Source organism: Streptomyces sp. A1136 (assembly GCF_004795055.1).
In the GTDB taxonomy this organism is placed as follows: domain Bacteria; phylum Actinomycetota; class Actinomycetes; order Streptomycetales; family Streptomycetaceae; genus Streptomyces.
Genome location: NZ_SSBJ01000014.1, coordinates 158,238 through 182,477 on the forward strand (window position 1 = coordinate 158,238; position 24,240 = coordinate 182,477).

Sequence of the window (24,240 nt, forward strand, 5' to 3'; positions counted from 1 at the left end):
CATGACGAGCACGAACGACTGGGCCGAGCACGCCGCCGCCACCCTGGAGAACGACCGGGTCCGGGTGGCCCCGGTCACCGAGGCCGACCGCGAGGGCGTCCGCGCCGTCGCCATGGACCCCGACATCTGGCGCTACTTCGTCTCCGCCGTCGAGACCGACGCCGACTTCGAGACCTTCTTCGGCGCCATGCTCGCCGACCACGCGGCCGGCCGCCGCGCCGTCTACGTCATCTCCGACAAGGACACCGGCCGGATCGCCGGCAGCATGAGCTTCGGCAACATGGCCGAAGCCGACCGGCGCCTGGAGATCGGCTGGTCGTGGCTCGGCCGCGACTTCCGCGGCAAGGGCATCAACCACTGGGCGAAGGCCCTGCTCCTGGAGCACGCCTTCGGCGCCCTGGCGGCGGAGCGCGTCGAGTTCAAGACCGACGTCCTCAACATCCAGGCCCGACGCGGACTGCGCAACATCGGCGCCACCGAGGAAGGCACCCTGCGCAGCTTCAACTACATGCCCGGGGGTCGGCGCCGGGACGCCGTCTTCTACAGCGTCCTGCGCGCCGAATGGCCCGAGGTGCGCGCCGCCCTCGCCCGCGGCCCGAAGACGGCCCTCCCCGCATGAGCGTCACCCACGTCGACGCCCCGGGCACCCCCCGGGAAACGGGCCGCGCGCACGGCGCGGCCCTCGCCGGCCCGCTGCGGGCCTTCCTCGACGACGGCGTGGCCCGCCTCGGCCACCTCACCGCCGCCCCCGTTTCGCTCGACGGGCTCAGGCCGTCGATCGCCGCCTACCGGGCGGCGGTCGCGGCCTCCCTGCCGGACCTCGCCGAGGAGGTGGCCGGGCTCGCGGAAGGAGCCCGCATCACCGAGGACGAGGCCTGGCTGCTCCAACTGCGCCGCGAGCTCATGGGCTACTCCAAGATCCGGACCGGCGGGGACTGCACCACCTACGCCCGCACCGGGCCCGTCCCGGTCCTCGCCCAGACGGTGGACCTGAACGGCAACCTGGACACCCACATCACCGTCCTGCGCACCCCGCGCTCCCTGGTCCTCAGCTTCGCCGGGCTGCTCGGCTACCTCGGCCTGGGCCGCGCCGGCCTCGCCGTCGGGCTGAACCTGGTGCTCGGCGGCGCGTGGGGCCCGGGGGTGCCGCCGTACCTGGCCATCCGCCACCTGCTCGACAACGCCGGCAGCGTCGGGGAAGCCCTCAAACTCCTCGCCGACCTGCCGCTGGCCAGCTCGCGCTCCCTGACGCTGTGCGACCGCGAGCGCGCGCTGTACGTGGAACACCTGGGCGGCGAACTGCGGGTGGTGGAGGGGCCCGACCCGGTGCACACCAACCACTTCCTGCACCCCGACTTCGCGCCGGCGGACGAACTGAACGTCTTCGCCCGCAACTCCTCGGTGCGCCGCCTGCGCGCGGCGACGGACGGCCTGGCCGGGCTGGCCCCCACGGCCTCGGCGGAGGACCACTTCGGCGTGCTGGCGCGCCCGCCGATCTGCGTCCCCGATCGCGGGGACATCCGGGCCGAACGCACCGTCGCGGCGGTGGTGCTCTTCCCGGACGCCGGCGAACTGCACCTGCGCCCGGGCGATCCCTCGCTCGCCGCGACCCGGACCTTCACCCTCTGACGGAAGCACCCTCTGACCGAAAGGAGTGGAGGATGGACGCATGGCTGGTCGACCTCGACCAGGTCGTCCCCACCGACATCAGCGACCCGGCCGGACCTTCGGACGTGTTGGCCGGCCTCACCGAGGAGGAACTGCGGCGCGGAGCCGAGTTCGTCCACGCCCGGGCCGCCCACCGCTTCTACCGGGCCCGGCTCACCGTCCGCAGGCTGCTGGCCGACCGTCTCGGCCTCGACCCGCGCGACCTGCGCATCCACTACGACCCGGCGGGCAAGCCGTACCTGCCCGACCGGCCCGGCACCCACGTCAGCTGGTCCCGCTCCGACGGCCTGTTGCTGCTGGGCGTGACGGAGACCGGGCCGGTCGGGGTGGACGTGGAACTCGTCCGCCCGGACGCGGGCAGCATGGACGTCCTGTCCTTCGTCTACCCGGCGGCCCCCGCCACGGCCACGCCCCGCACCTTCTTCCACGCCTGGACGCTGCTCGAAGCAGCGGTCAAGGCCACCGGCCGGGGCCTGGCGCGGGGCGCGAAGGAGGTCGACCTGGACTTCGGTCCGGGCGGCACGGTCGCCCTCCGCGGCATCACCGGGCACGGCCACCGGCCCTGGCACGGCCACACCTCCCTGCACCCGACCGGTCCGACCGCCCCCTCGGCCATGACCGCCTTCGTCTCCCACGATCTCCCGCCCTTCCGGGTCCGCCCCTGGCCGCCGCGCTGACCCCGGGGCCCGCCGACCACGCGGTACCTGCGAGAGGTCGCGCGACCGGCCCGTGCCCGGCAGCCGGGCACGGGCCGGGGCCGGGGGCCGGCTCATCCTCGGCCACTCGGCCGGCTACCCGAACCGGTTTCAGTCCACCGCCGCGAGCGCGTCCCCGAGCGGGCTGCGTCGGTACAGCACCTGCCGGCCCTGTCGGGCCCGCGTGACCAGGCCGGCGGCGTACAGCACCCGCAGGTGCTGGGACACCGCGCTCGGGGTGACCCGCAGCCGACGGGCCAGTTCCACCGTGGCCAGCGGTTCCGCCAACAGCCGCAGCAGCCGCTCCCTCGGCGCGCCGAGCAGCGGCACGAGGGCCGTCCCGGCCCGGGCCCCGTCCGGTTCGGCGTCCCACAAGGTCGCCGCCCCGCGGCTCGGGTAGATCAGCCACGGCGCCTCCTGCGCGCTCACCGGGGGCGCGGGCTTGTGCGCGAAGACCGACGGCACCAGGAGCAGCCCCCGGCCGGACGCCTTGACGTGGTGCCTGTCGTTCATCTTGTCGATGTGCAGTACGCCGTGCCGCCAGCGCATGCTCGGATGGATGTCGGCGAACAGCAGCCGCGCCCCGCCCATGGCCAGCCGCCGGGCGCGGTAGGTCATGTCGGCCTCCACCACGAGCCGCACCTGCGGCCACAACGGCTCGACGGCGATCTCCCAGTAGCGCAGCAGCAGCGCGCAGACCCGGTCGCGCAGGGCGGCCACGGCCGTGTCGTCGCCGGTCTCGGCGGCGGCCAGCGGCGCCGGCAACCGGCCCGGCGCGTGCGCGGCCAGCAGGTCGCGGCGCACCTGCGCGGGCGGCGTCCGACGGGCCGCCGCGAGCTCCTCCCCGAAGGACGGGGCGAACGCCGTAGGTCGGGGGGTCAGGAAGTCGGGCAGGGTGAGCCGCGCCGCCACCAGCGACATCAACAGCCCCGTGTCCAGGTCGCCGAGCGCGCCGAGCACGGACCTGCGCCACGGCAGGTGGACGGCCGACAGGCCCGGATCGTGCAGCACCCGCAGGCTGAGCACCGTCTCACTCAGCGGCGACACGGCGAACCGGGTGTCGGCGAGATCCTCGACGCCGAGCTCGAAACTGATCATTAAGCCGTACGCTACATCGATTGGCGCTCCCCACCCCGTGCCGTGAACTTTCCCCATGACCTTCCCCACCCTCGCCCCCGGCCCGGGCCATGCGGGCGGCGACGGCCCCGCCCTGAGCCGCCGACTGGTGGCCCTCTTGGCCGTCACCTGCGCCGTGGCCGTGGGCAACCTCTACTTCCCGCAGGCCATCGGCCCGCTCATCGCCGCCGGACTGGACGTCCCCGCCGACCGGGCCGCCCTGATCGTCACCGCGACCCAACTGGGCTACACCGCCGGGATGGTCCTCCTCGTGCCGTTGGGCGACCGGTTCCGCCACCGCCCGCTCCTCGTCGTCCTGCTCGCGCTCAGCGGCCTCGCCCTGCTGGCCGCCGGCTGCGCCCCCGGCCTGCCGCCGCTGGCCGCGGCGAGCGCCCTGGTCGGGCTGACCACCGTGGCCGCGCAGATCATCAGCCCGCTGGCGGCCGGCCTCGCGGCGCCCGACCGGCAGGGGGAGGTGCTCGGCACGCTGCTCAGCGGCTCGACCGCCGGCATGCTGCTGGCCCGTACGTTCAGCGGGACGCTCGGCGAGTGGCTGGGCTGGCGGGCCCCTTACCTGGCGGCCGCTGCCGCGGCCCTGGTCCTCGCGGCCGTCATGGCGTACGCGGTGCCGCCCACCACCTCGACCGCCCCCAGTGCCCGGGGCTCCTACCTCGCGCTGTTGGCCGAACCACCGCGCCTGCTGCGCGCCGAGCCGGAACTGCGCCGCTCCTGCTTCTACCAGGCCGCCGTCTTCGGTGGGTTCTCCGCCGTGTGGACCTGCCTGGCACTGCTGCTGACGGGGCCGGTCTACGGCTTCGGCGCCGAAGCCGTGGGCGTGCTCGCGCTGGTCGGCGCGGCCACCATGTGGTGCACGCCGTTCGCCGGGCGCCTGGTGGACCGTCACGGCCCGGGCCCCGTCAACCTGGTGTCCCTGCTCGGGGTCCTCGTCGCGGCCGCGGTCCTCGCGGCGGGCGGCCTGGGCGGCCGGCTCGGCCTGACCGCCCTCGCCGTTGGCAGCCTGCTGCTGGACATCGCCCTGCAGTCCGGAACGCTGGCCAACGTATCGCGGGTGTACGCCCTGCGCCCCGACGCCCGCGGCAGGCTCACCACCGCCTACATGACCTGCGGCTACCTGGGCGGCACCGCCGGGTCGTGGCTCGGCGTCCATGCCTACACCGCCTTCGGCTGGCCGGCCGTATGCGTGCTCGTCGCGCTCCTCGCGTCGGCCGCCCTCGCCCGCCACCTGACGCCCCGCCGCGTCCCCTGACCTGCCCGCAGCCCCCCGGCCCCCGGGGCCCCGCCCCTGCGGCCGACCCCTGCGGTCGGTCCTCGCGGCGGTCGATCGGTCAGTGCTCCCGATACGCCTCGGCGAGGACATCGGTCAGCGCCCGGGTGAGGTCGGCGCGCAGGCCGTCGTGCCGAGGCCGCGGCGAGTGTTCGGGGGCGGTGCGGGTATCCCCGTAGCGCCACACCGGGCCCCGCCGGAGGTGCGCCGGCTCCCAGTCGTAGCGCGGGTGCACCAGCCCGTGCAGGTGGTGCCAGGAGTTCCCCGACACCTCGTAGTTCAACCGCCGCAACCCCGTCTCCGGCCCCCGGCACGCGATCTCGACGGCCTCGCCGAGGAGGGAGAGGTCGAGCGGGAAGCGGGCCCGCTGGCCCCGCGGGAGATCGGTGAGGTGGTCGGCGCGGCCCGCGTACAGCAGCAGGAGTAGCCCGGCAGGTATTGGCTGTCGTCGATCACGGCCCATCCGGTCCGCATCCGGGCGAGCACAGTGGGGTTCTCGCCCCGCTCCGCGGCCGCGAGCCGATCCTCTTCCACCGGGTTCATGTCCCTTGGACAGCAGGGGAGTCGCCCGGCCGGGGGCGATACGGGGCGGCGGCACCGAGGCGAAGGGGCGACGAGCGGGGGAGGGGGCGATCCGGGCGATCGGGGCGTGAGCCGGTCGCAACGGACACCCCCGTGCCCCATTGCGACCGCCTCGGCCCGATGGCGTTCTCCAGTCAAGTAGATGCCGGTGCCCGGCGGCCCGTCTCCAGTTGACTAGATGACCTCGCTGAAACATACGCGTCGGCCGACCGCCCCTGTCAAGTCGGTTAGATTGATGACGGGTGGGCCGGCCCGAGCCGCCGTCCAGTCGAGTAGAGACGACACACGACAGCGCGAGAGTGACCGCTGAGTCGGTGAGTACCGGGGAGTGCCGCGATGGGTGAGAACAACAGCGCGGGCGAGCAGGGCCAGGGCCCCATCGCCCACCGGCTCGATCACCTGATCCGCACGCTGCATCCCAAGGACCGCGGCCCCTACACCTACCAGGAGATCGCCGACTCCATCCGCGAGCAGGCCGGCCCCGACGACCCGACCGTCTCCCACGGCACCATCCACAGCCTGCACAAGGGCAAGGTCACCAACCCGAGCGTCGACACCCTGCGCGCGCTCGGCAAGTTCTTCGGCGTCGGGGCCAAGTACTTCCTCGACGACGAGGTCGCCGCCCGCACCGACGCCCGGATCAGGGAACTCCGGGAAGGCGCCGACCGGGCCGAGGCCGGCCGCGAACTCGCCGACGCCCTGGAGGACAAGCAGGTCAAGGCCGTCGCCTTCCGACTGAGAGGACTGTCGGCCGCCGCCCTGCGCGGCATCACGTCGATCGTCGACGGCGCCCGGCAGGCCGAGGGCCTGCCCCGGGTCGACCGCACGCCCGACAGGACGTCGGCAGGGACGTCGGACAGAATGCCGGACCGTGCGCCGGACAGGACACCGGACCGTGCGCCGGCACTGCGAACACCGGGACCCCGTACGCCCCACCAGCCACCCACCCGGCTACCCGACGCGGGCCACGACACGGCCCCCCGCCCCTAGCCGGCCGGCCGCACGTGGGCAACGCGGAGTTCGACCATGGATACGACCGTTGTGACCGGATGCCGTTCAAGTGGCGCACGGCGCACGAAGTCAGCCCGGACGACACCCGGGCCGGAATGGAACGCGATATGAGATGGCGCAGGCGACCGGCCGATCCCTGTGTCGCGATAGCGGACCGGCTCCAAATACCGCACCCCTTCGACCTGTCGTCCTTCTGCGCGCACATCGCCGAACAGCGCGGCCGTCCCCTGCTCCTCCTGCCCCTCGACGGTCCGCCCCAGCCGGACCTCCCCTGCGGCATCTGGATCGGACTCGACACCGCCGACCTGGTCTTCTACGACCAGAGCGCCTCCGACCTCCTGCGCGTGCAGATCATCCTGCACGAGATCTCCCACATGCTCCTCGGCCATGTCGCGCCGCAATTCGACGTCCCCCAGGACGCCTCACCCGAGGAACTGGCCGCGGCCGCGTCCCACTTCGAACGGCTCCTGGACATGACCGCCCCCGCGGTCGAGGGCCTGGACGAGCACACCATGGTGGCCGACCTCATGCGCGCCGAGGCCGAACGCCTGCGCGCCACCGCGGCCGAGCCCCGCCCCGGCGACGACGAACTCGAACTCTCCGGCAGCCGCATCCTCAGCCTGCTGGGCCGCACCAAATTCGACTCCGACCAGGAGAAGGACGCCGAGACCCTGGCCACCCTCGTCCTGGAACGCATCAGCCGCGACGAGGACCGATCGACCTCCGATGGCGCCGCCGACGTCATCCACCGCCTGCACGACGCCTTCGCCCACCCCGCCCGCACCCACCGGAACCGATGAGCCTCCTCAAGATCACCATCATGGTCATGCTGTGGGCGGTCGCGCTGTGGCGCCTGCCGTCCGCGATCCGCGTCCCACGACAGCGTTCGCTGTGGCTGGCGTTCACGGGCCTGGCGCTGGCGACCACCCTGGCCATGCCGCCCGTCAGCGGCTTCCTGGACACCTCCACCGGCGTCAACAACATCTCCGTACCCGCCAAACACGTGGTCGGCATCGTCGCCTGCGGCGCCATCCTCGACTTCGTCTTCTCCATGGCCCGCCCGCAACTCGTCCGGCGCACCCGGCTGCCGCACCTGGTCCTCGCGCTCGCCGTGATGATCCTCATGGGCGTCCTCTTCGCCCGGGTCGACCAGCCGACCCGCGTCGAGAACTTCTACGAGGCGTACGCCGGGACCCCCGCCGCCACCGCCTACCTGCTCACCTTCACCGCCTACCTCGGCCTCGCCATGGGTCTGTCCACCTGGCTCTTCCTCGCCTACGCCCGGCACGCCGGTGCCCGCTCCCTGCGCAACGGCCTGCGCATCCTGGGCATCGGCACCGCCGTCGGCGTCGTCTACGCCGTCATCCGCATCGCCGCCCTGCTCGCCCGGCTGTTCAGCGACGGGCCCCTCGCCGACGAGGAAACGATCCAGCGCACCGCCGACCTCGTCGAATACCTCGCCATCGGGCTGATCATCATCGGCAACTCCCTCCCGGCCGTGGGCGTACTCGCCCGCACCGCGGGCGACTGGCGGGCCGGCCGACGACTTCGCCCCCTGTGGGCCTCGCTGACCGAGGCCGTCCCCGACATCACCCTGCCCACGCCCGACCGGCACGGCATCCGCGTGCACCTGCACCGCACGGTCATCGAGATACGCGACGCCGGCCTCAGCCTCATGCCGTACGTCTCCGCCTCCGTCCGGGACCGGGCCGACCGCGCCGCCGCGGAGGCCGGGCTCCACGGCGAGGAACGCGAGGCGATGGCGGAGGCGTTGTGGCTGCGCGCCGCCCGCGCCGCCAAACTGCGCGGCACCGCGCCGGTCGCCGACCCCGCCCGCGGCCACGGCTCCGCCCTGGAGGACGTCGACTTCCCCGCCGAAGTCCACCGCCTCCTCCTGATCAGCGCCGCCTACCACTCGCCCACCGCGGCCACCTTCCTCGACGCCCCCGCAGACGACGCCCCCGCAGACGACGCCCCCGCCCCGGAGCCCCGATGACCCGCACCGCAGACGCCCCGCCCGCGCAGGCGCCCGCCGAGTCCCGCGCCGCGCGCCTGATCACCGACGGCCTGGAACCCAAGAACTGGATCATCGCCGTCACCCTGCTGACGGGCTGGCACGCCGACCGCCTGGCCGGCATCGGCTGGGGCCTGCTCGCCGCCCTGTTCTGCGGCGTCGTCCCGATCCTCTTCATCAAGTGGGGCGAGCGCCGCGGCCATTGGGGCGACCGCCACGTCCGCCGCCGCCAGGACCGCCTGCTGGTCATCCCCGGCATCATGGCGTCCGTCGCCGCCTGCGTCACCCTGATGGCCACGCTCGACGCGCCCCGCGAGATGATCGCCCTCATCGCCGCGATGCTCGTGACCCTGGTCGCCATCCTGGCCATCACCACGGTCTGGAAGGTCTCCGTCCACACCGCGGTCTCCTCCGGCGCCCTGGCCATGCTCGCCCTCGCCTACGGGCCGTGGGCGCTCGCCGCGTACCCGCTCGTCGCCCTCGTCGGCTGGTCCCGCGTCGAGCTGCGCGACCACACCCTCGCCCAGGTCCTCGTCGGCACCGCCCTCGGCGCCGCCACCGCGGCCCCGGTCTTCGCCCTCATCCGCTGAGTCCCGGCACACCTCGTCACGTCGGCCTGCTGCCCCCGGGCGTCCCGCACGCCCTGCGCCGCGCCTGCGACCCGCGGTACGAGGCACCCTCGTCGTCGTGGAACCCCTGCCGCGACCGCGGTCGGGCCCGTTGTCCGCGCCGGCGCACAGCGTGCCGGCCACCAGCCGCCACGACGGGACGGGGACGCGCGGATGGAATTCCGGATCGGGAGAAGTGCCCTTGCGCTGGCGGTGGGTCGGGCGGCCCGGGCGTTGCCCGCCCGTTCGCCGGTGCCGGTGCTCGGCGGCCTCTTGCCGACCGCCGAGGAGGGTCTGCTCCGCGTTTCGGGCTTCGACTACGAGGTCTGCGCGCACATCGAGGTACCGGCCGACACGGGGGGAGGCGGGTCGGGGTCCTCGTGCCGGGCCGCAGGCTGCTCGACATCTGCGAGGTGCTGCCCGGGGCGACCGTGGCGTGCGCGGTGGACGGCCCCCGCTTCACGATCGAGGGGCGGCGGTACGAGGTTCGGGCTCTCGACGCCGCCCCGCGAGGAGTACCCGAAGCTGCCGGAGCTCCCGGCCCCCCTCGGCGTCGTGGACGCGACGGAGCTCGCCGCCGCCGCCGCCGTCGCGCGGGCGGGCGTGGCCGCGGGCCGGGACGAGGCGCTGCCGGTGCTCGGGAGAGGGAGAGCACCGCCCGCGCCGCGCAGCAGGCCCGCGACATCCTCTACGCGAAACCCGCCACCACCCCGGACCACACCGCCTGAGCGTGCGCCCGGTGCGTCGGCGGGGGCCGTACCGGGGCACACCTGCGGCGCGGTTGCCGGGAGGAGGCGGCCGACGCACCCGACCACGCGCCGTCTCCACCCGCAGTCCGGCGGTACCCCTGCCGCGCCGGAGACGATCCGGCGTGCACCACTCACACCCCGGGCACCGAAAAGGCAGCATGGACTCCTCAGCCCTGTCGAAGATCTCCTCGACGTTCGAATCCCTGACCATCCGGAACTTCCGCCTCTTCACGATCGGCCAGGTGGTCTCCGCCGCCGGGACGTGGATGATGGTCGTGGCCCAGGACTGGCTGGTGCTGTCCGTGACCGCCGACTCGGCCACGGCGCTGAGCACCGTCACGGCCCTCCAGTTCACCCCGCTGCTGCTCACCCTCTACGGCGGTCTGCTCGCCGACCGTTACGACAAACGGCGACTGCTGCTCCTGGTCAACCTCGCCGCCGCGGTCCTCGCTCTGCTGGCGGCCGTCCTCGTCCTGACCGGGGTGGTGGCCCTGTGGCACATCTACCTCGTGGCTCTGGCGCTCGGCTGCGTCAACGCGGTGGAGATCCCGACCCGGATGTCCTTCGTCGGCGAGATGGTCGGCCCGGAACTGCTCCCCAACGCCTCCGCGCTCAGCGGCGCGTACTTCAACCTGGCGCGGATCGTCGGGCCGGCGGGCGCGGGCCTGCTCATCACCGTGTTCGGCATCGGCCCGGTGATGCTGCTGAACGCCGTCACCTTCCTCGGCACCATCATCGCCCTGGGCATGATGCGCCCGGGCGAGCTCCACAGACCGCCGCCCGCGCCCGCCGGTGGGCCGCCACGGCCCGCCCGCACCTCGGGGATCCGGGACGGTGTCCGACACGCCGTCGGCCGTGGCGACCTGCTTCCGGTCCTCGTCCTCGTCGCCGCGCTCAGCGTCTTCGGCTTCAACTTCCATCTGACCCTGCCACTGATCGCGAAGACCGTCTTCCACACCGACGCGGCCACCTTCGGCCTGTTCGCCTCTTCCATGGCGGTCGGCTCCCTCGCCGCTGCCTTCGCCACAGCGGGACGCCGCACCCGTCCTTCGGAGCGCACGGTGATTGCGGCAGCCCTCGTCTTCGGCGTCGTGGAGACCGCCGTGGGTCTGGCGCCGACCGTGGCCTGGTCCATGGCCCTGCTGGCCCTCACCGGTTTCACCACGCTCTACTTCGCCCAAGCCGCCAACCACCGGATCCAGTTGGGCACCGACCCGCACTTCCGCGGCCGGATCATGGCCCTCTACGCACTGATCCTGCAGGGCTCCACGCCCCTGGGGGCGGTGCTCGTCGGTGCGCTGACCGCCCGGCTCGGGCCCCGTTCCGGCCTGTGGGCCGGTGGCCTGGCCTCCTTCGCGACGGCTCTGGTGACCCTGCTCTGGGCGCGCGGCAGGCTCAAGCCGCCGCGACCGGACCGCCAGGAGACGCGGCAAACCATCCCGGAGTGTGTCCCACCCGCCACCGGGCGAGGCCGTGGGCACTGAACGGGCGATCCCGGTCAGGCACAGTGGCGGGAGGGCGACCGGAGGGTGGCCGGGTGACGGGCCGGTGCCCGCGGGCACTCGCCGGAGCACCGTCGGCTGCCTCCCTTCGGCTCGGTGCAGAGCCCGTCCGAGTCTGTTGGACGACTCCTTGAGAACGTCTGGAGCCAGGCGCCCGCCCCGGTCCCCGGCCGGGGCCGGACGGCGCGAAAGTGACGGGTGCGGGTGCTCGAATGTCCCTTTACACGCCGTATGTCTCTCGATGTGAACTCGATGACTGCTGGAGAGCGGCAGGTTTTCGCCGGGGGCCCCCGAGTTCCGGCTTGCGGCGCCTTCCGAGGCCCCCCTAATGTCGGATCAGGAGCAGGGGAGTATCAGAGAATTCCGTCCAGTGACGTGAACCGCAGGGGGGTGCGGTCTTCTGAATATCATGTCCGCCGCCCACACCGCTGCGCGCCCACACTGCTCCGGCTTCACCTGTAAATGAACTGAGATCGCTGCCTCCGTCTTTCCGACCGCCGTACCGTGCCGCGCACGATCGGCGCCCGGGCGTCTCAGGAGTGCGCAGCGTCGCGCACGGCACTGCGGAGTTCAGGAATAGGGAGGACCGTCAACGTGCCTATCGTGAATTCACCGAAAGTCTGTACGCGGCGTGCCGGAAAGCACATCGAGGACCTGATTCCGTCCGTGGAAAGGGAGCGGCGGTCCGGATTCCTGCTCGACGCCGACCTCCCCCGGTACCACCCGGCCGTCGAGGAACAGCATGCGGCCGCGTGCTGACCGCTCCGCGCCGCCGCGTCCCGTGCGGCGGCTGACCCAAGCGCCCCAGGAATCGAGGGACACGATGCCGCAGCCTCCCGTACTCCCCTCCAAGCACACCGGCAAGGAGTGCGCCACCCTGTGCGGCCGGATCTGCGGCATGTGCCGGGACCGGCTGCGCGGGGAGCTGCGCACCCTCCTCGCCCTGTACCAGGAGAGCGACCACGCGCTCACCCCGCCGCCCTCCCGGATGCGCGAGCGGGTCAGCGGCAGCCGCACGGTGGGGATCGTGCTCGACGAGCGCACCATGGCGGTCCGGCTGGAGATGGCCGATGTGCTCGCCTCCTGGGCGCGCCTCGTGGTGGAGGGCCGGCGCACGGCAGGCCCACCGGAGCGCGAGGTGGGGAGCATGGTGGCGTTCCTGCGGCGCCAGGTCGAGTGGATCGCCGACCACCCGGCCGCGGTGGACTTCGACGAGGAGATCGCGGCCCTTTTGGGCTCCTTCGGCTCGCTGTTCGGGCCCGGGCCGGTCCAGCGCTTCCCACTGGGGCCATGCGTGGAGCCCGGCTGCGACGGGACCCTGTACGGGGTGATGCGCGAGGTCGGCGGCGCGACCCCCAGCCACGTGGCCTGCGACGCCGGCCACGCGCTGCCGCCCCGGCAGTGGCTTCAGGTCGCCGGTCGGATGCGGGCGGGTGCGAGATGAGGGACACGACGGCCGTACGGCGACGGACGGTGCCCACGGAGTTGGCCGCGCTGGCGATGGGGGTCACGGAGGCGACCATCCGCAAGTGGGCCAGCCGGGGGAAGATCACCCGGTACGGGGGACCACAGCGGGCCGAGTACGACCTGGACGAGCTGTTCGCGCTGACCGGAGAGGCGATACAGGCACCGTTGGCCGGGGACGGCTGATGGCCGGCCGCCGCCACCACGACCATTCGAATGGGGATCCGTGCGGGGATCCCACAGAAGAGGCTCCTGCCCACCCGTCCCGCGGGTCGGCAGGGGCCTCTTTTCCTGCCGCCGTGAATCGTCAACTCACTTCAGTGTCCCGGTGGTTGACCATCCGGCGAAAGAGTGTCACACTTTTCGCGGCTCCCCCATGCCCTGACGGCCGCCCTGTCGCGCATTCCGGGTCCGCCACTCCCTCTCTTTGGTTCCCCTGAAATCCGTATCCGGACGTCTGTTCCGGGTGCGGATTTTTTTACGCCCTGACTCAAGGAAGTGTGGTCGATGTCTGTTTCTGCCTATACCACCGTCGTCGGTGAATGGAAGGGTACGGTCACTCACGACAGTGAGGTGGACGAGTACACGGTCGTCTTCGCCGAGGACGGTTCGCTCTCGGTCGTGACGCAGAAGAGCACCGGGTCCGGCTCCTGGTCCGCCACCGGCGACGGGGACTTCGCGTTCACCATCCGCGAGGACTTCAACGTCGACGTCACCCAGATCAGCCCCAACGGCCACCACGCCGCCTACATACAGATCGACATCACCGCGCGGCTCGACGGCGACACCTTCACCGGCACCGGCAAGGCCGTCGTGCACGGCCCCGACGACGCCGTGATCTACGGGACCGACGCCGAGACCACCGCCAGCCGGGTGTCATGACGACGCTCGCCCGGGACGTCGACCTGGCCGCGCTGGCCGCCGAGGTCACCCGGCTTTCCGACCTGGCCGCGCTGAGCAAGCTCAGCGAGCGCTACCTCGCCACGCTCGACGAGGGCACCTTCGACGCCGAGTGGGCCGCGTCCCTGTTCACCGAGGACGTCGAGCTCACCTTCCCCGTCGGCAGCCACCGCGGCATCGCCGGGGTGCCGAGGTTCACCTCCGAGATCATGGAGCGGTGGGGTCGCACCCACCACCACGGCTCGGACGTCTCGGTCGAACTCGACGCGGACCGGGCCGAGCTCAGCTGGAGCCTGATCGCCTCCCACGTCCACTTCGGCTCACCGCTGCCGCCGGACGCCTCCCGCTACTTCCAGTTGGGCGGCCGTTTCACGGCCTCGGCCCGACGCACCCCCGACGGCTGGCGCATCGACCGCCTGCGGCTGCGGATCGTGTGGACCACCGGCGCGGTCCCGCAGGGCGTGACCGAAGTCGACAACAAGACGCTCGACACCCGAGGAAACGACACACAAGAGGAGAACAAGGCATGAGCACCACGCTGACCGCAGAGCAGCAGCGCGAGCTGATCGAGAAGGTCTTCCACGAGGGCCTGGACCTGGGCGACCTGTCGGCCGCCGACCGCTACCTGACCGCCGACTTCCGCAACAACGGAAGCCACGACGACTCGATGCGCGGACCCGAGGCCTTCAAGCACACCATCCGCATCCAGCAGGCCGCCTTCTCCGACATCAAGTACGAGATCCTCGACTTCATCTCGCAGGGCGACAAGGCCGCGATCCGCTGGGTCATGCACGGCAAGCACACCGGCCCCTTCATCGGCATCGCGCCGACCGACCTCCAGGTGCAGCACCAGGCCATCATCTGGTTCCGCTTCGAGGGCGACAAGATCGCCGAGCGCTGGGGGATCGTCGACAACTTCACGCTGTCGAAGTTCCTGCAGTCCGGCGGCAAGCCGGTCGGCCCCCTCACCCCCGCCGGCCCGGGCGGGGGCAAGCCGCAGGCCGCCTGAGTCTGCCCATGCCTCGGACGGGCGCCCGGCTCCCCGCCCGGCGCCCGTCCGGCCACCACGCACCCCTGGCAGATGCGGAACGGGAGGAAAACAGTGCCGATCAACAGACGTGTGGCCCGCTTCAACAAGACGGTCGCCAACCACTTCGTGGGTCCTGTGCTGAGCCGGATGCCCGGCTTCGGCAAGGTCCACCACCGCGGCCGCAAGTCCGGGCGTGAGTTCGCCACCCCGGTCAAGCTCTTCCGGCGGGGCGAGGACATCGTCATCACGCTGCCGTACGGTCCGGGTTCGGACTGGGTCAAGAACGTACTGGCCGCGGGCGGTTGCGAGATCACCACGCGCGGTCGCCGCATCGCGCTCGTCAACCCGACCGTCTTCACCGACGACGGCGACACCCGGATGCCCGTGGTGACCCGGCGCATCCTCGCGCGCGTCGACGCCACCCAGTTCCTCTCGCTGACCCCGGTGTCCGCCGCGGCCGCAGTGAAGCGCTGAGGCGGCGTCATGTTCCCTCAAGACCAGCCCGCCCCTCAGGCCCAGGTCCCCGCCCCGCTGCGGGTGACGGTCATCGTCGGGTCCGTGCGGACCGGGCGGCTCGCCCCCGACGTCGCCGGATGGTTCGCGGAGCAGACCGCACGCCGCGACGACCTGGCCACCGATGTCGTGGACCTGGCGGCCTTCTCGCTGCCGGACGACCTCGACCCGGACGATCCCGAGGTCGCCCGGCTGCGCCCGCGGATCGCCGGGGCCGACGCGTACGTCGTGATCGTCCCGGAGTACAACCGCAGCATCCCCGGCCCGCTCAAGACGCTCATCGACACCTACCAACCCGAGTGGCAGGCCAAGCCGGTCGGGTTCGTCGGTTACGGCCTCGGCATGGCCGGTGGTGTCCGGGCCGTGGAGCACCTGCGGCAGATCTTCGCCGAGTTCCACTCGGTGGGGATGAAGGACACGGTCACCTTCCCCCGGATCCTCGAACACTACGACGCGGCGGGTCGATTTCCCGCCGAGCCGGCCGGGGCCGAGGCGGCCGCCAAGCTCATGCTCGACCAACTCACCTGGTGGGCCCGCGCGCTGCGCGATGCGAAGGCGCGGCGGCCGTACGGGGCCTGACCCGGACCCTTCCTTCCCTCACAGGAGATCCCATGGCAGTCGCACTGCGCGATCCCTTTCCGGACCTGCTCGTAGCGATCCCGGTGGTGATGCTGGCGTGCAAGGCCGGCGCACAACTGCTGCGCCGCCTCGGCCAGCCGCCGGTCGTCGGTGAGATCGTCGTCGGCATCCTGCTCGGCCCCTCCCTGCTCGGCTGGCTCTGGCCGGACGCGCAGGCATGGCTCTTTCCGGCATCGGTGCTGCCGTACATAGGTGTGCTGGGCAATCTGGGTCTGGCCGCCTTCATGTTCCTGGTCGGCCTCGAACTCGACCTCGCCTCGCTGCGCGGCCACAGCAAGACCGCCGTGATGGTGAGCCAGGCGAGCATCGCGCTCCCGCTGGGTCTGGGCAGCCTGCTGGCGCTCGGCATGTACGGGAAGTTCGCGCCCGAGGGTGTCGACCGGCTGCCCTTCGTCCTGTTCATCGCGGTGTCGATGAGCATCACCGCCTTCCCGGTGCTGGCCCGCATCCTCACCGACCGTGGTCTGTACCGCACCCGAGTGGGTGCGCTGGCGATGGCGTGCGCTGCCGTCGACGACGTGACCGCCTGGTGCCTGTTGGCCGCCGTGGTCGCCGTCTCCACCAGTGGCTCGCCGACCGAGGCGCTTACCACGGCGCTGCTCGCGGCGGGCTTCCTGCTGGTGATGCTGGTCGTGGTCAGGCCGCTGCTGGCGCGCTGGGCCGCGCGCGCGGAGCGCAAGTACGGCGACAGCGTCGTGCTGGTCGTGCTGTTCAGCGGGGTCTGCCTCGCGGCGCTGGCCACCGACGGGATCGGGGTGCACGCGCTGTTCGGCGCGTTCGTCTTCGGTGTGATCACCCCGCGTGGTCCGGGGGTGATCCGTCGGTCGGCGGAGAGTCTGCGCGCGTTCACGGTTCCGGTGCTGCTGCCCCTGTTCTTCGTCACCACCGGCCTGAAGACGGACGTCTCGGCGCTGGTGGGCGACCCGACGCAGTGGCTGTGGGTGCCGGCGGTCCTGGCGGTGGCGGTGCTCGCGAAGTGGGGCGGCGGTGCGGGCGCGGCCCGGCTGGCCGGCCAGTCGTGGCGGGACGCGCTGTCGATCGGCGCACTCATGAACTGCCGCGGGCTGACCGAGCTGGTGGTGCTGAACATCGGCCTGGGTCTGGGCGTCATCGGTCAGAGCCTGTTCACGATCCTCGTGCTGATGGCACTGATCACCACCGCCGTGACCTCGCCCGCACTGAGTGCGATCCGCAGGTCGCAACCACTGGACGAGGACGGCGACCTCGGCACGGACGGGTCGGCCGACGTACCGGCCCGGCAGGACCGGGTCAAGGAGCCCGCCGCCGCCGTGGCGGCCCACTGAGCCCAACCGGCATGCCGTGGACCCGCGTTCGGCGGGACGGCGGCTCGAATCAACCCGATCGCATCAGGAGCTGATAGTTGGTAAGTTGTTGGTTGGACAGGTTGATAGTTAAGCCGGTTGACGATAGTGTCTGCGTCACGGAGACGGTGGAGTGAGGGAGAGAGAAATGCGCGAGAACGACTTCAAGAACCTCGACATGACGATGATGTTCGCCATCCACGACGCCCTGCGGCGCGAACTGGAGCGCATCGCCCGGATCACCGCGAAGGTGGACGAGGACCCGCGCCACGTACTCGGCACCGCGGTCGGCTGGGAGCTGTTCAAGAAGTTCCTGACGGCCCACCACACGTCCGAGGACATCACCGTGTGGCCCGTGATGCAGGAAGCCCTGGTCGGTCGCCCCGACGAACTCGCCCTGCTCGACGCCATGGAGGCCGAGCACGGGATCATCGACCCCCTGCTCGACGGCATCGACGCGGCGCTCGCCGACCGCGAGGGCGGCCTCGAACGCCTGGGCGGTCTGGTCGACTCGCTCTACACCGGGTTGAGCGACCACCTCCGGCACGAGGAGGCCGAAGCCCTCCAGCTCATGGACATCACGCTCTCCCAGGAGGACTGGGCGAAGTTCAGCGCGGAGCAGCGCGTCCGGATCGGCAACGACTCCGCGCGCTACCTCCCGTGGCTGCTCGACGACGCCGACGCGCAGCGCGTCGCCGTCATCCTCGGCAAGATGCCCGACCCGCTGCGCAACGCGTACGAGACCGAATGGCGGGCCGCCTACGAGTCGCTCGACATCTGGGGCACCCGCAACCGGACCGTCGCCGGATGACCGGCTCCCCCCACTCCCCGTTACCCCGTATCAACACATCGGAGAAGCCCATGTCGCTGCAAGACCGAACCGAAGCCGTACGGAAGGGGTCCGCCCCTCCGGCCCCCGGTGGCAAGCTTGGCCTCGCGCTGCTGGTCATCGCAGCGGCGCAGCTCATGCTCGTTCTCGACAACACCATCGTGGCCGTCGCCCTGCCGAGCATGCAGCACTCGCTGGGCATGTCCGACGCCAACCTCGGCTGGGTCATCACCGCCTACGCCCTGGCCTTCGGCGGTCTGCTGCTGGCCGGCGGCCGCGCCGGTGACCTGTTCGGCCGCCGCAAGGTGTTCCGTATCGGCCTGATCCTCTTCACCGCGGCCTCGCTGCTCGGCGGCCTCGCCGGCAGCGGCGAACTGCTGATCACGGCCCGAGTGCTCCAGGGCCTCGGTGCGGCGATCGCCGCGCCGACCGCGCTCTCCCTGCTCGCCACCACCTTCCCGGCCGGTCCCGCCCGCAACAAGGCGCTCGGCGTGTACGGCGCGATGGGCGGCCTCGGCTCGGTCGTCGGCCTGCTCCTGGGCGGCGCCCTCACCGAGTACCTGAGCTGGCGCTGGGTCATGTACGTCAACGTCCCGATCGCCCTCGCCGTCCTGTTCGGCACCAGCGTGCTCGTCGAGGGTGAGCGCGACCGCGGCAAGGTCGACGTACCCGGCGCCCTCACCGCCACCCTCGGTTTCGGTGCGCTCGTCTACGCGATCAACCGGGCCGGCTCCGAAGGACTCGGCGACACCATCACGCTCGTGAGCCTGGCCGCGGCCGTCGTCTTGATCATCGCCTTCCTCGTCATCCAGCGCACCAGCCGCGCGCCGATGGTCCCCAGCAGCATCCTGGCCGACAAGAGCCGCCTCGGCGCCAACCTGATCATGTTCCTGGTCGGTGCGGGCATGCTCGCCACCTTCTACTTCCTGACCCTCTACATGCAGGTCGTCAAGGGCTACGCCCCGATGGTCACCGGCCTCGCCTACCTGCCCTTCGCCATCGGCATCGGCCTGGCCGCCGGCGGCATCGGCCCGCAGCTGCTCGCCAAGACCTCCGAGCGCTCGGTCGTCGTCGTCGGACTGCTCATCGGCGTCCTCGGCATGGTCTGGTTCAGCTTCCTGTCGCCGGGTCAGAACCCGTTCGTCGCCCTGATCCCGGCCCAGCTGGTCTCCGGCCTCGGCCTCGGCCTGGTCTTCGTCACCGTCACCATCGTCAGCGTCCGCGGCGTCGCGCCGGAGGCCACCGGCATCGCCTCCGGCCTGGTCAACACCAGCCAGCAGATCGGTGGCGCCATCGGCCTCGCGGTCTTGGCGGCAGTCGCCTCGGTGGTCACCGAGAACGCCACGGGCAGCGCGCACGAGACGCTGACCAGCGGCTACTCCTACGGCTTCCTGGGCGGCGGCGCGCTCTACCTGCTCGCCCTGCTCGTCGGCCTCGGCACGCTGCCCGCCTCGGCGCCGCAGCAGCAGAACGAAGCGGAGCACGCTCCCGCCGCGCTCTGACCCCATACCCGGCCCCGTCTCCCGGTCGTCCCCCGTACCGGAGGCGGGGCCGGTTCCGTACCGCACCACCCGACCGACAAGAGGACCCGGACGCGGGGAAGCAGAGGGGCAGGACATGCCGGAGCACCAGGGAAGCCGTTCGCTCGACCTGTGGGACCTGGCCGACCTGGTGACCCCCATGGTGGTACGGGTGGCCGCGACCTACCGGGTCGCCGACCACATCACCGCCGGACGCTCCACCGCCCGCTCCATCGCCCTCGCCGAGCGGCTTAACCCGGCAGTACTCGACCGGATGCTGCGCCACCTGGTCACCGTGGGCCTGCTCACCCGCGCGGGAGAGTCGTACGCGCTGACCGCGCGCGGTCAGGCCCTGCGCTCCGACCATCCGGACGGCCAGCGCGCGCTGATCGACCTGAACGGGGCGATCGGCCGCGGCGACCTCGGTCTCGTGGAACTGGCGCACGTCGTCCGCACCGGCGAAGCGGCCTATCCGATCCGCTACGGCATCCCGTACTGGGACGACCTGGCCACCGACCGCGAGCTGGCCGAGTCCTTCGACGAGGCCATGGCCGACAACGTCGCACGGGACGCGCGGGAGATCGCGTACGCCCTCGACTGGTCGGTGCTCGGCCACCTGGTGGACGTCGGCGGTGGCAACGGCGCCCTCCTGTCGCACCTGCTGACGGCCCATCCCGGGCTCGTCGGCACCGTCTTCGACCTGCCCGGCACGGTCGAACGGGCCCGCCGGACCCTCGCGGCGGCCGGACTCGCCGCACGGTCCGACGTCGTCGCCGGCAGCTTCTTCGACGAGCTGCCCCCGGGCGCGGGCGGCTACCTGCTCTCCTCCGTCCTGCACGACTGGGACGACGAGCGGGCGGTCGCGATCCTCGCGCGCTGCGCCGAGGCGGCGGGAGGGCACGGCCGGATCTTCGTCATCGAGGAGACCGGAAAGGAGGGCGAGCCCGCCGACACCGGTATGGACGTGCGACTGCTCGCCCACGTCGGCGGCCGCGAGCGCGACCTCGCCCGGAACATCGCGTTGGCCCGCGCCGCGGGCCTGTCGGTGGCCCGGGTACGCCAGGTCTCCGGTCAGTCGGCCGCCCGGTCGGTCATCGAACTCGTACCCGCCGGACCGGACCCGGACCGGCAGCGGTAGCTTCCCGGGGTCGGTGTGTGCCCGGCGGGACCGCCTCCGCGCGCCGACCTATACTCAGGACGGAGGTGCGGTTTTGCGGCGCGAACGAGAAAGAATTCAGGTTCCCGTGACGAAGACGGAAGAAGCGGCGGAAGTCCCCGGCGTTCTCCCGGACACGCTCACGAGCTTTATCGGATACCTCCTCCGCCGTGTCTTCGCGCAGTTCTCCGCGACCGGCGACGCCGCGGACGCGGATTCCAAGGACTTTCTCGTCCTGGACGCACTGGCCGACCGGAACTGGCTTTCCCAACTCGACCTGGCCGAGCGGCTGGGCATCAACCGCACCATCATGGTGTCGGTCATCGACCGGCTGGAGGGACGCGGCGAGGTGCTGCGCACCCGCAACCCGGACAACCGCCGCTCGTACGTCCTGTCCCTCACCGACCGGGGCCGCAGCGCCCTTGAGGCACAGCGCCGGGCGGTCGGCGAGCGGGACACGCTCCTGACGGCCGCGCTCACCCCCGACGAGGTCGCGCGCCTGGACGAACTGCTGGCCAGGCTGCTCCCCGAGTCGGCCCGGCACCTGGTGCGGGGCACCGAGTACCTCGTGGCGCAGGCCCACTACCGGCTGCGCAGACTGGGCGACGACCGGCTGGCCGGGACGGGCCTGCGGGTGCGCCACTACGGTCCGCTGTCCGCGCTCGACGGCTTCGGTCCCTGCTCCCAGCAGCAGCTCGCCGCATTCCTGGCGATCACCGGCCCCGCCGCCTCGCAACTGGTGGACGAGCTGGTCAAGGCCGGCCTGGTACGCCGCGGCCGGGACCCCCACGACCGGCGCAGATACGCGCTGGAACTCACCGGAGCCGGCCGGGAACAGCTGGCCGTGGTGGCGGGCGCGGTCGACGAGCTGGCCGCCGAGGTGGCCGGGATGCTCGGCCCCGACGGGGACGGCGAGCTGCGGGCCCTGCTGCTGAAGCTGCTGGAGCCGGTGCCCGCGGACGCGGCGGCACTGAGTTCCTGACCCCCCGATCCGGCCAACCCGGTTACGGGCCAAGGGGGTTGACGCCTTCAGGAAATCCTGTCACGCTTTACCCAGCGGTTGAAACGCGCCCTTTTGCAGGCTCCTTCCCACCTTTCACGGTGGGAAGGAGCCATTTTTTATGCAGTTTTTCTGCAGTGGACCGCAAACGACGAAGGAGATGGCTCATGGTCGCGAAGCTGACCGAATCCGCGGCGGAAGTCAAAGTGCCCAAGGAAATGACGTACGACGTCATCATTCTCGGATCCGGGCTGGCCGGCTCCGTGACCGGCACGGTCATGGCCAAGAACGGAGCCAAGGTCCTTCTCGTCGACGCGGCCAGCCACCCACGCTACGCGATCGGCGAGTCGATGACCCCGCAGCTCGTCGAGTGGATACACATCCTCGCCGAGCGCCACGGCATACCCGAGCTCAAGAGCCTCGCCAGCGTCCAGCAGAGCACCCGGGACATCGGCCCGACCTTCGGCACGAAGGCGCACTTCGGTTTCATGAAGCACGAGGTCGGCAAGGAGCCGAACCCGCGCGAGGCCACCCAGTTGGCGCTGCCGAAGATCTTCATGCAGAACAGCCACATGTTCCGCCAGGACAGCGACGCCTTCATGTTCCACGTCGCCATCAAGTACGGCTGCACGCCCCGGCAGAACTGGCGCGCGAGCGACGTCTCCTTCGACGACGAGGGCGTGACCGTCACCGGCAAGAGCGCCGCCCCCAACGCCGTCCCCGAGGTCTACCGGGCGAAGTACCTGGTCGACGCCTCCGGTGTCCGTTCCCCCCTCGCGGACAAGTTCCAGCTGCGCGAACAGCCCGCCCGCTTCAAGCACCACTCGCGGTCGATGTTCACCCACTACGTCGGGGTGAAGCGCTTCGACGACGTCAGCGGACACCCCAAGGACCTGCGGCCGCCGGCCGACTGGCACAGCGGCACGATGCACCACCTGATCGACCGCGGCTGGTTCTGGATCATCCCCTTCGACAACCACAAGGGCTCCCGCAACCCGCTGTGCAGCGTCGGCCTCACGATCGACGAGCGGACCTACCCCAAGCCGACGGACATCTCCGCGGAGCAGGAGTTCCAGCAGTTCCTCGACAAGTACCCTGCGGTCAAGCGGCAGTTCGACGGTGCGACCCGGGTGCGCGACTGGGTCTCGACGGACCGTCTGCAGTACTCGTCGAAGAAGACGATCGGCGACCGCTGGTGCCTGATGTCGCACGCGGCCGGCTTCCTGGACCCGCTGTTCTCCCGCGGTCTGTCCAACACCTTCGAAGTGGTCGACGCGCTGACCTCGCGCCTGATCGACGCCCTGAAGGACGACGACTTCACGGCCGAGCGCTTCGAGTACGTCGAGCGCCTGGAGCAGGGCCTGCTCCAGTACAACGACGAGATCGTCAACAGCTCCTTCATCGCCTTCTCCCACTTCCGCCTCTGGAACGCGGTCTTCCGGGTCTGGGGCTCCTTCATCACCCCCGGCACCATGCGGCTGACCCGAGCCCGCCTCAGGCACGTGCGCGACGGCAACCCGGCCCACTTCAAGGAGCTGGAGAAGAACGACTACCCGGGCCTGTGGTGGCCGCAGAGCGAGAAGTTCAAGATCCTTCTGGAGACCACGGCGGAGACCTGCGAGAAGTACGAAGCGGGTGTGCTGACCGGCGACGAGGCCGCGGACATCGTCTTCAAGCTGCTCGACGAGTCACCCATCGTCAACCCGGTCTTCGGCTGGAAGGACGAGAACAAGCGGTTCATCTACCCCTCGACGGCGACGATGGCCCGCTTCCTGTACTGGGCGTCGGTCGAGGCCCCGCCGGAGATGAACAGCGTCGGCCGCGAGTTCCTGCTGGGGATCGTGAAGGCCGGTGCCAAGATCCGCAAGCTCCTCTAGGCGCACCGCTCTCGAAAGCCCGACCCAGCCACGAAAGGGATGAACATGTCCGCCGCAGCGCGCTCGCTGGTCCACATGCACGAGAAACAGCCGATTGATCCGCGAAGCCTGCGCCAGGTGTGCGGCCTCTTCGCGACCGGGGTCACGGTCATCACGACCGGAGTGGACGGTCGTCCGGAAGGGACGACCGTCAACTCCTTCACCTCGGTCTCCCTGGAACCGCCGCTCGTCCTGTTCTGCCTGCACAAGCACTCGCGGCTGCACGAGGCGTTGAACGAGAGCGGCGGCTTCACGGTCAACTTCCTCTCCGGTCGACAGGAGAAGCTGGCGCGCTCGTTCGCCGGCCGCCGGCCCGAGGGGTTCCAGAACGTCCCGCATCACTACGGGTCGACCGGCCTGCCGGTGCTGAGCGAGGGCCTCGCGTACCTGACCTGCACCACGGTCGACGTCCACGCGGGCGGCGACCACGACATCGTCGTCGGCGAGGTCGTCGAGCTCGGTGTGCCCGAGCACGGCCAGGAGCCGCTGATATTCTTCGACGGCTCGCTGGGCGCTCTGGAGGCCGAGGCGGGCCGGTTCAGCCGGGCAGGCCGCGAGACGCGAACGCCCGTCCCGGCAGCGCGGGCGTCCTGACGTGCGCAAGGTGCTCATCGCCAACCGTGGCGAAATCGCTGTCCGCGTTGCCCGTGCCTGCCGGGATGCCGGGATCGCGAGCGTGGCCGTCTACGCCGACCCGGACCGGGACGCGCTGCACGTCCGC

At 71.5% G+C, this 24,240-nt stretch carries 27 protein-coding genes and 1 pseudogene; 26 read left to right on the forward strand and 2 right to left on the reverse strand.

Features of this window, described 5'->3' with window-relative positions; all coding sequences use genetic code 11:
* Position 1 precedes the first annotated feature (1 nt).
* Genes E6R62_RS16070 through E6R62_RS16080 form a run of 3 tightly spaced genes read left to right on the forward strand, consistent with a single transcriptional unit; the run spans position 2 to position 2,345 of the window.
* Positions 2–619 (forward strand): GNAT family N-acetyltransferase, encoded by a 618-nt coding sequence (locus E6R62_RS16070; protein ID WP_136214112.1) that lies wholly within the window; start codon positions 2–4, stop codon positions 617–619.
* The gene (locus tag E6R62_RS16075; protein ID WP_136214113.1) at positions 616–1,629 is read left to right on the forward strand and encodes a C45 family peptidase; all 1,014 of its coding nucleotides are present in this window, start codon (positions 616–618) and stop codon (positions 1,627–1,629) included. The genes E6R62_RS16070 and E6R62_RS16075 overlap by 4 nt, the downstream gene beginning before the upstream one ends.
* A 32-nt stretch (positions 1,630–1,661) precedes the next feature.
* A complete protein-coding gene (locus tag E6R62_RS16080) occupies positions 1,662–2,345 on the forward strand; it encodes a 4'-phosphopantetheinyl transferase superfamily protein (RefSeq protein ID WP_136214114.1) in 684 nt (227 codons plus the stop codon).
* A gap of 129 nt (positions 2,346–2,474) precedes the next feature.
* On the opposite strand, the gene E6R62_RS16085 is transcribed toward E6R62_RS16080, so the two are convergent.
* The gene (locus E6R62_RS16085) at positions 2,475–3,461 is read right to left on the reverse strand and encodes a winged helix-turn-helix domain-containing protein (RefSeq protein ID WP_136214115.1); all 987 of its coding nucleotides are present in this window, start codon (positions 3,459–3,461) and stop codon (positions 2,475–2,477) included.
* 55 nt (positions 3,462–3,516) lie between these two features.
* On the opposite strand from E6R62_RS16085, the gene E6R62_RS16090 reads away from it, so the two are divergent.
* The gene (locus E6R62_RS16090; protein WP_136214116.1) at positions 3,517–4,746 is read left to right on the forward strand and encodes an MFS transporter; all 1,230 of its coding nucleotides are present in this window, start codon (positions 3,517–3,519) and stop codon (positions 4,744–4,746) included.
* A 79-nt stretch (positions 4,747–4,825) separates the two neighbouring features.
* Here the strand turns inward: E6R62_RS16090 and E6R62_RS16095 are convergent, their stop codons facing one another.
* On the reverse strand, positions 4,826–5,227 hold the full coding sequence (locus tag E6R62_RS16095; RefSeq protein ID WP_240801702.1) for a diadenosine tetraphosphate hydrolase: 402 nt from the start codon (positions 5,225–5,227) through the stop codon (positions 4,826–4,828).
* A 455-nt stretch (positions 5,228–5,682) separates the two neighbouring features.
* Here E6R62_RS16095 and E6R62_RS16100 point away from each other — a divergent pair, with 455 nt between their 5' ends.
* The 22 genes and pseudogenes from E6R62_RS16100 to E6R62_RS16200 form a co-directional block, all read left to right on the forward strand.
* A complete protein-coding gene (locus tag E6R62_RS16100; RefSeq protein WP_206308734.1) occupies positions 5,683–6,336 on the forward strand; it encodes a helix-turn-helix domain-containing protein in 654 nt (217 codons plus the stop codon).
* A gap of 128 nt (positions 6,337–6,464) precedes the next feature.
* Positions 6,465–7,157, forward strand: coding sequence for a hypothetical protein (locus E6R62_RS16105; RefSeq protein WP_136214117.1), 693 nt, complete (start codon positions 6,465–6,467; stop codon positions 7,155–7,157).
* Positions 7,154–8,353, forward strand: coding sequence for an MAB_1171c family putative transporter (locus E6R62_RS16110; RefSeq protein ID WP_206308735.1), 1,200 nt, complete (start codon positions 7,154–7,156; stop codon positions 8,351–8,353). The genes E6R62_RS16105 and E6R62_RS16110 overlap by 4 nt, the downstream gene beginning before the upstream one ends.
* Positions 8,350–8,961, forward strand: a complete 612-nt coding sequence (locus tag E6R62_RS16115) for a hypothetical protein (protein ID WP_206308736.1) — start codon at positions 8,350–8,352, stop codon at positions 8,959–8,961. The genes E6R62_RS16110 and E6R62_RS16115 overlap by 4 nt, the downstream gene beginning before the upstream one ends.
* Positions 8,962–9,153: 192 nt before the next feature.
* Positions 9,154–9,618: pseudogene (locus E6R62_RS16120) on the forward strand (DNA polymerase III subunit beta); the annotation flags it as partial.
* A 268-nt stretch (positions 9,619–9,886) separates the two neighbouring features.
* Complete coding sequence (locus tag E6R62_RS16125; RefSeq protein ID WP_206308737.1) at positions 9,887–11,212, forward strand: MFS transporter; 1,326 nt, start codon at positions 9,887–9,889, stop codon at positions 11,210–11,212.
* Positions 11,213–11,833: 621 nt separating this feature from the next.
* The gene (locus E6R62_RS39530; protein WP_168714069.1) at positions 11,834–11,989 is read left to right on the forward strand and encodes a hypothetical protein; all 156 of its coding nucleotides are present in this window, start codon (positions 11,834–11,836) and stop codon (positions 11,987–11,989) included.
* A 64-nt stretch (positions 11,990–12,053) separates the two neighbouring features.
* On the forward strand, positions 12,054–12,674 hold the full coding sequence (locus tag E6R62_RS16130) for an OvmZ protein (RefSeq protein ID WP_206308738.1): 621 nt from the start codon (positions 12,054–12,056) through the stop codon (positions 12,672–12,674).
* Positions 12,671–12,880, forward strand: coding sequence for a transcriptional regulator (locus E6R62_RS16135; RefSeq protein WP_136214118.1), 210 nt, complete (start codon positions 12,671–12,673; stop codon positions 12,878–12,880). Before E6R62_RS16130 ends, E6R62_RS16135 begins: the two co-directional genes overlap by 4 nt.
* A gap of 321 nt (positions 12,881–13,201) precedes the next feature.
* Complete coding sequence (locus E6R62_RS16140) at positions 13,202–13,576, forward strand: dehydrogenase (RefSeq protein WP_168714070.1); 375 nt, start codon at positions 13,202–13,204, stop codon at positions 13,574–13,576.
* Positions 13,573–14,124: a nuclear transport factor 2 family protein gene (locus E6R62_RS16145; RefSeq protein ID WP_136214119.1), complete on the forward strand. Its 552-nt coding sequence runs from the start codon at positions 13,573–13,575 to the stop codon at positions 14,122–14,124. Before E6R62_RS16140 ends, E6R62_RS16145 begins: the two co-directional genes overlap by 4 nt.
* Positions 14,121–14,603: an ester cyclase gene (locus E6R62_RS16150; protein WP_136214120.1), complete on the forward strand. Its 483-nt coding sequence runs from the start codon at positions 14,121–14,123 to the stop codon at positions 14,601–14,603. The genes E6R62_RS16145 and E6R62_RS16150 overlap by 4 nt, the downstream gene beginning before the upstream one ends.
* A gap of 93 nt (positions 14,604–14,696) precedes the next feature.
* Entirely contained in the window at positions 14,697–15,098 is a 402-nt protein-coding gene (locus E6R62_RS16155; protein WP_136214121.1) for a nitroreductase family deazaflavin-dependent oxidoreductase, read from the forward strand.
* 9 nt (positions 15,099–15,107) lie between these two features.
* On the forward strand, positions 15,108–15,716 hold the full coding sequence (locus E6R62_RS16160; RefSeq protein ID WP_136214122.1) for an NADPH-dependent FMN reductase: 609 nt from the start codon (positions 15,108–15,110) through the stop codon (positions 15,714–15,716).
* Positions 15,717–15,748: 32 nt separating this feature from the next.
* Positions 15,749–17,080, forward strand: a complete 1,332-nt coding sequence (locus tag E6R62_RS16165) for a cation:proton antiporter (protein WP_136214123.1) — start codon at positions 15,749–15,751, stop codon at positions 17,078–17,080.
* A 166-nt stretch (positions 17,081–17,246) separates the two neighbouring features.
* Positions 17,247–17,909: a hemerythrin domain-containing protein gene (locus tag E6R62_RS16170; protein WP_136214124.1), complete on the forward strand. Its 663-nt coding sequence runs from the start codon at positions 17,247–17,249 to the stop codon at positions 17,907–17,909.
* Positions 17,910–17,959: 50 nt separating this feature from the next.
* Positions 17,960–19,429 carry an MFS transporter gene (locus E6R62_RS16175; RefSeq protein WP_136214125.1) on the forward strand — a complete coding sequence of 490 codons (1,470 nt, stop codon included), beginning with the start codon at positions 17,960–17,962 and terminating at the stop codon, positions 19,427–19,429.
* Between the two features lie 115 nt (positions 19,430–19,544).
* A complete protein-coding gene (locus E6R62_RS16180) occupies positions 19,545–20,585 on the forward strand; it encodes a methyltransferase (protein WP_136214126.1) in 1,041 nt (346 codons plus the stop codon).
* Positions 20,586–20,691: 106 nt separating this feature from the next.
* Positions 20,692–21,585: a MarR family winged helix-turn-helix transcriptional regulator gene (locus E6R62_RS16185; protein ID WP_240801703.1), complete on the forward strand. Its 894-nt coding sequence runs from the start codon at positions 20,692–20,694 to the stop codon at positions 21,583–21,585.
* Between the two features lie 185 nt (positions 21,586–21,770).
* Positions 21,771–23,480 carry an NAD(P)/FAD-dependent oxidoreductase gene (locus E6R62_RS16190; RefSeq protein ID WP_136214128.1) on the forward strand — a complete coding sequence of 570 codons (1,710 nt, stop codon included), beginning with the start codon at positions 21,771–21,773 and terminating at the stop codon, positions 23,478–23,480.
* A gap of 45 nt (positions 23,481–23,525) precedes the next feature.
* Positions 23,526–24,113, forward strand: a complete 588-nt coding sequence (locus tag E6R62_RS16195; RefSeq protein ID WP_206308739.1) for a flavin reductase family protein — start codon at positions 23,526–23,528, stop codon at positions 24,111–24,113.
* Position 24,114: 1 nt separating this feature from the next.
* The coding region (locus E6R62_RS16200; RefSeq protein WP_136209427.1) for a biotin carboxylase N-terminal domain-containing protein at positions 24,115–24,240 on the forward strand (126 nt) is incomplete at its 3' end.

Excerpts from the sequence above, each read along its gene's own strand:
- E6R62_RS16150 (WP_136214120.1), top strand. The coding sequence starts at position 14,121 with ATGAGCACCACGCTGACCGCAGAGCAGCAGCGCGAGCTGATCGAGAAG.
- E6R62_RS16175 (WP_136214125.1), top strand. The coding sequence starts at position 17,960 with ATGTCGCTGCAAGACCGAACCGAAGCCGTACGGAAGGGGTCCGCCCCT.
- E6R62_RS16070 (WP_136214112.1), top strand. The coding sequence starts at position 2 with ATGACGAGCACGAACGACTGGGCCGAGCACGCCGCCGCCACCCTGGAG.
- E6R62_RS16170 (WP_136214124.1), top strand. The coding sequence starts at position 17,247 with ATGCGCGAGAACGACTTCAAGAACCTCGACATGACGATGATGTTCGCC.
- E6R62_RS16085 (WP_136214115.1), bottom strand. The coding sequence starts at position 3,461 with ATGATCAGTTTCGAGCTCGGCGTCGAGGATCTCGCCGACACCCGGTTC.
- E6R62_RS16140 (WP_168714070.1), top strand. The coding sequence starts at position 13,202 with ATGTCTGTTTCTGCCTATACCACCGTCGTCGGTGAATGGAAGGGTACG.
- E6R62_RS16165 (WP_136214123.1), top strand. The coding sequence starts at position 15,749 with ATGGCAGTCGCACTGCGCGATCCCTTTCCGGACCTGCTCGTAGCGATC.
- E6R62_RS16100 (WP_206308734.1), top strand. The coding sequence starts at position 5,683 with ATGGGTGAGAACAACAGCGCGGGCGAGCAGGGCCAGGGCCCCATCGCC.
- E6R62_RS16125 (WP_206308737.1), top strand. The coding sequence starts at position 9,887 with ATGGACTCCTCAGCCCTGTCGAAGATCTCCTCGACGTTCGAATCCCTG.
- E6R62_RS16195 (WP_206308739.1), top strand. The coding sequence starts at position 23,526 with ATGTCCGCCGCAGCGCGCTCGCTGGTCCACATGCACGAGAAACAGCCG.
- E6R62_RS16080 (WP_136214114.1), top strand. The coding sequence starts at position 1,662 with ATGGACGCATGGCTGGTCGACCTCGACCAGGTCGTCCCCACCGACATC.
- E6R62_RS16180 (WP_136214126.1), top strand. The coding sequence starts at position 19,545 with ATGCCGGAGCACCAGGGAAGCCGTTCGCTCGACCTGTGGGACCTGGCC.
- E6R62_RS16090 (WP_136214116.1), top strand. The coding sequence starts at position 3,517 with ATGACCTTCCCCACCCTCGCCCCCGGCCCGGGCCATGCGGGCGGCGAC.
- E6R62_RS16145 (WP_136214119.1), top strand. The coding sequence starts at position 13,573 with ATGACGACGCTCGCCCGGGACGTCGACCTGGCCGCGCTGGCCGCCGAG.
- E6R62_RS16160 (WP_136214122.1), top strand. The coding sequence starts at position 15,108 with ATGTTCCCTCAAGACCAGCCCGCCCCTCAGGCCCAGGTCCCCGCCCCG.
- E6R62_RS16115 (WP_206308736.1), top strand. The coding sequence starts at position 8,350 with ATGACCCGCACCGCAGACGCCCCGCCCGCGCAGGCGCCCGCCGAGTCC.
- E6R62_RS16075 (WP_136214113.1), top strand. The coding sequence starts at position 616 with ATGAGCGTCACCCACGTCGACGCCCCGGGCACCCCCCGGGAAACGGGC.
- E6R62_RS16095 (WP_240801702.1), bottom strand. The coding sequence starts at position 5,227 with ATGGGCCGTGATCGACGACAGCCAATACCTGCCGGGCTACTCCTGCTG.
- E6R62_RS16130 (WP_206308738.1), top strand. The coding sequence starts at position 12,054 with ATGCCGCAGCCTCCCGTACTCCCCTCCAAGCACACCGGCAAGGAGTGC.
- E6R62_RS16190 (WP_136214128.1), top strand. The coding sequence starts at position 21,771 with ATGGTCGCGAAGCTGACCGAATCCGCGGCGGAAGTCAAAGTGCCCAAG.
- E6R62_RS16110 (WP_206308735.1), top strand. The coding sequence starts at position 7,154 with ATGAGCCTCCTCAAGATCACCATCATGGTCATGCTGTGGGCGGTCGCG.
- E6R62_RS16105 (WP_136214117.1), top strand. The coding sequence starts at position 6,465 with ATGAGATGGCGCAGGCGACCGGCCGATCCCTGTGTCGCGATAGCGGAC.
- E6R62_RS16135 (WP_136214118.1), top strand. The coding sequence starts at position 12,671 with ATGAGGGACACGACGGCCGTACGGCGACGGACGGTGCCCACGGAGTTG.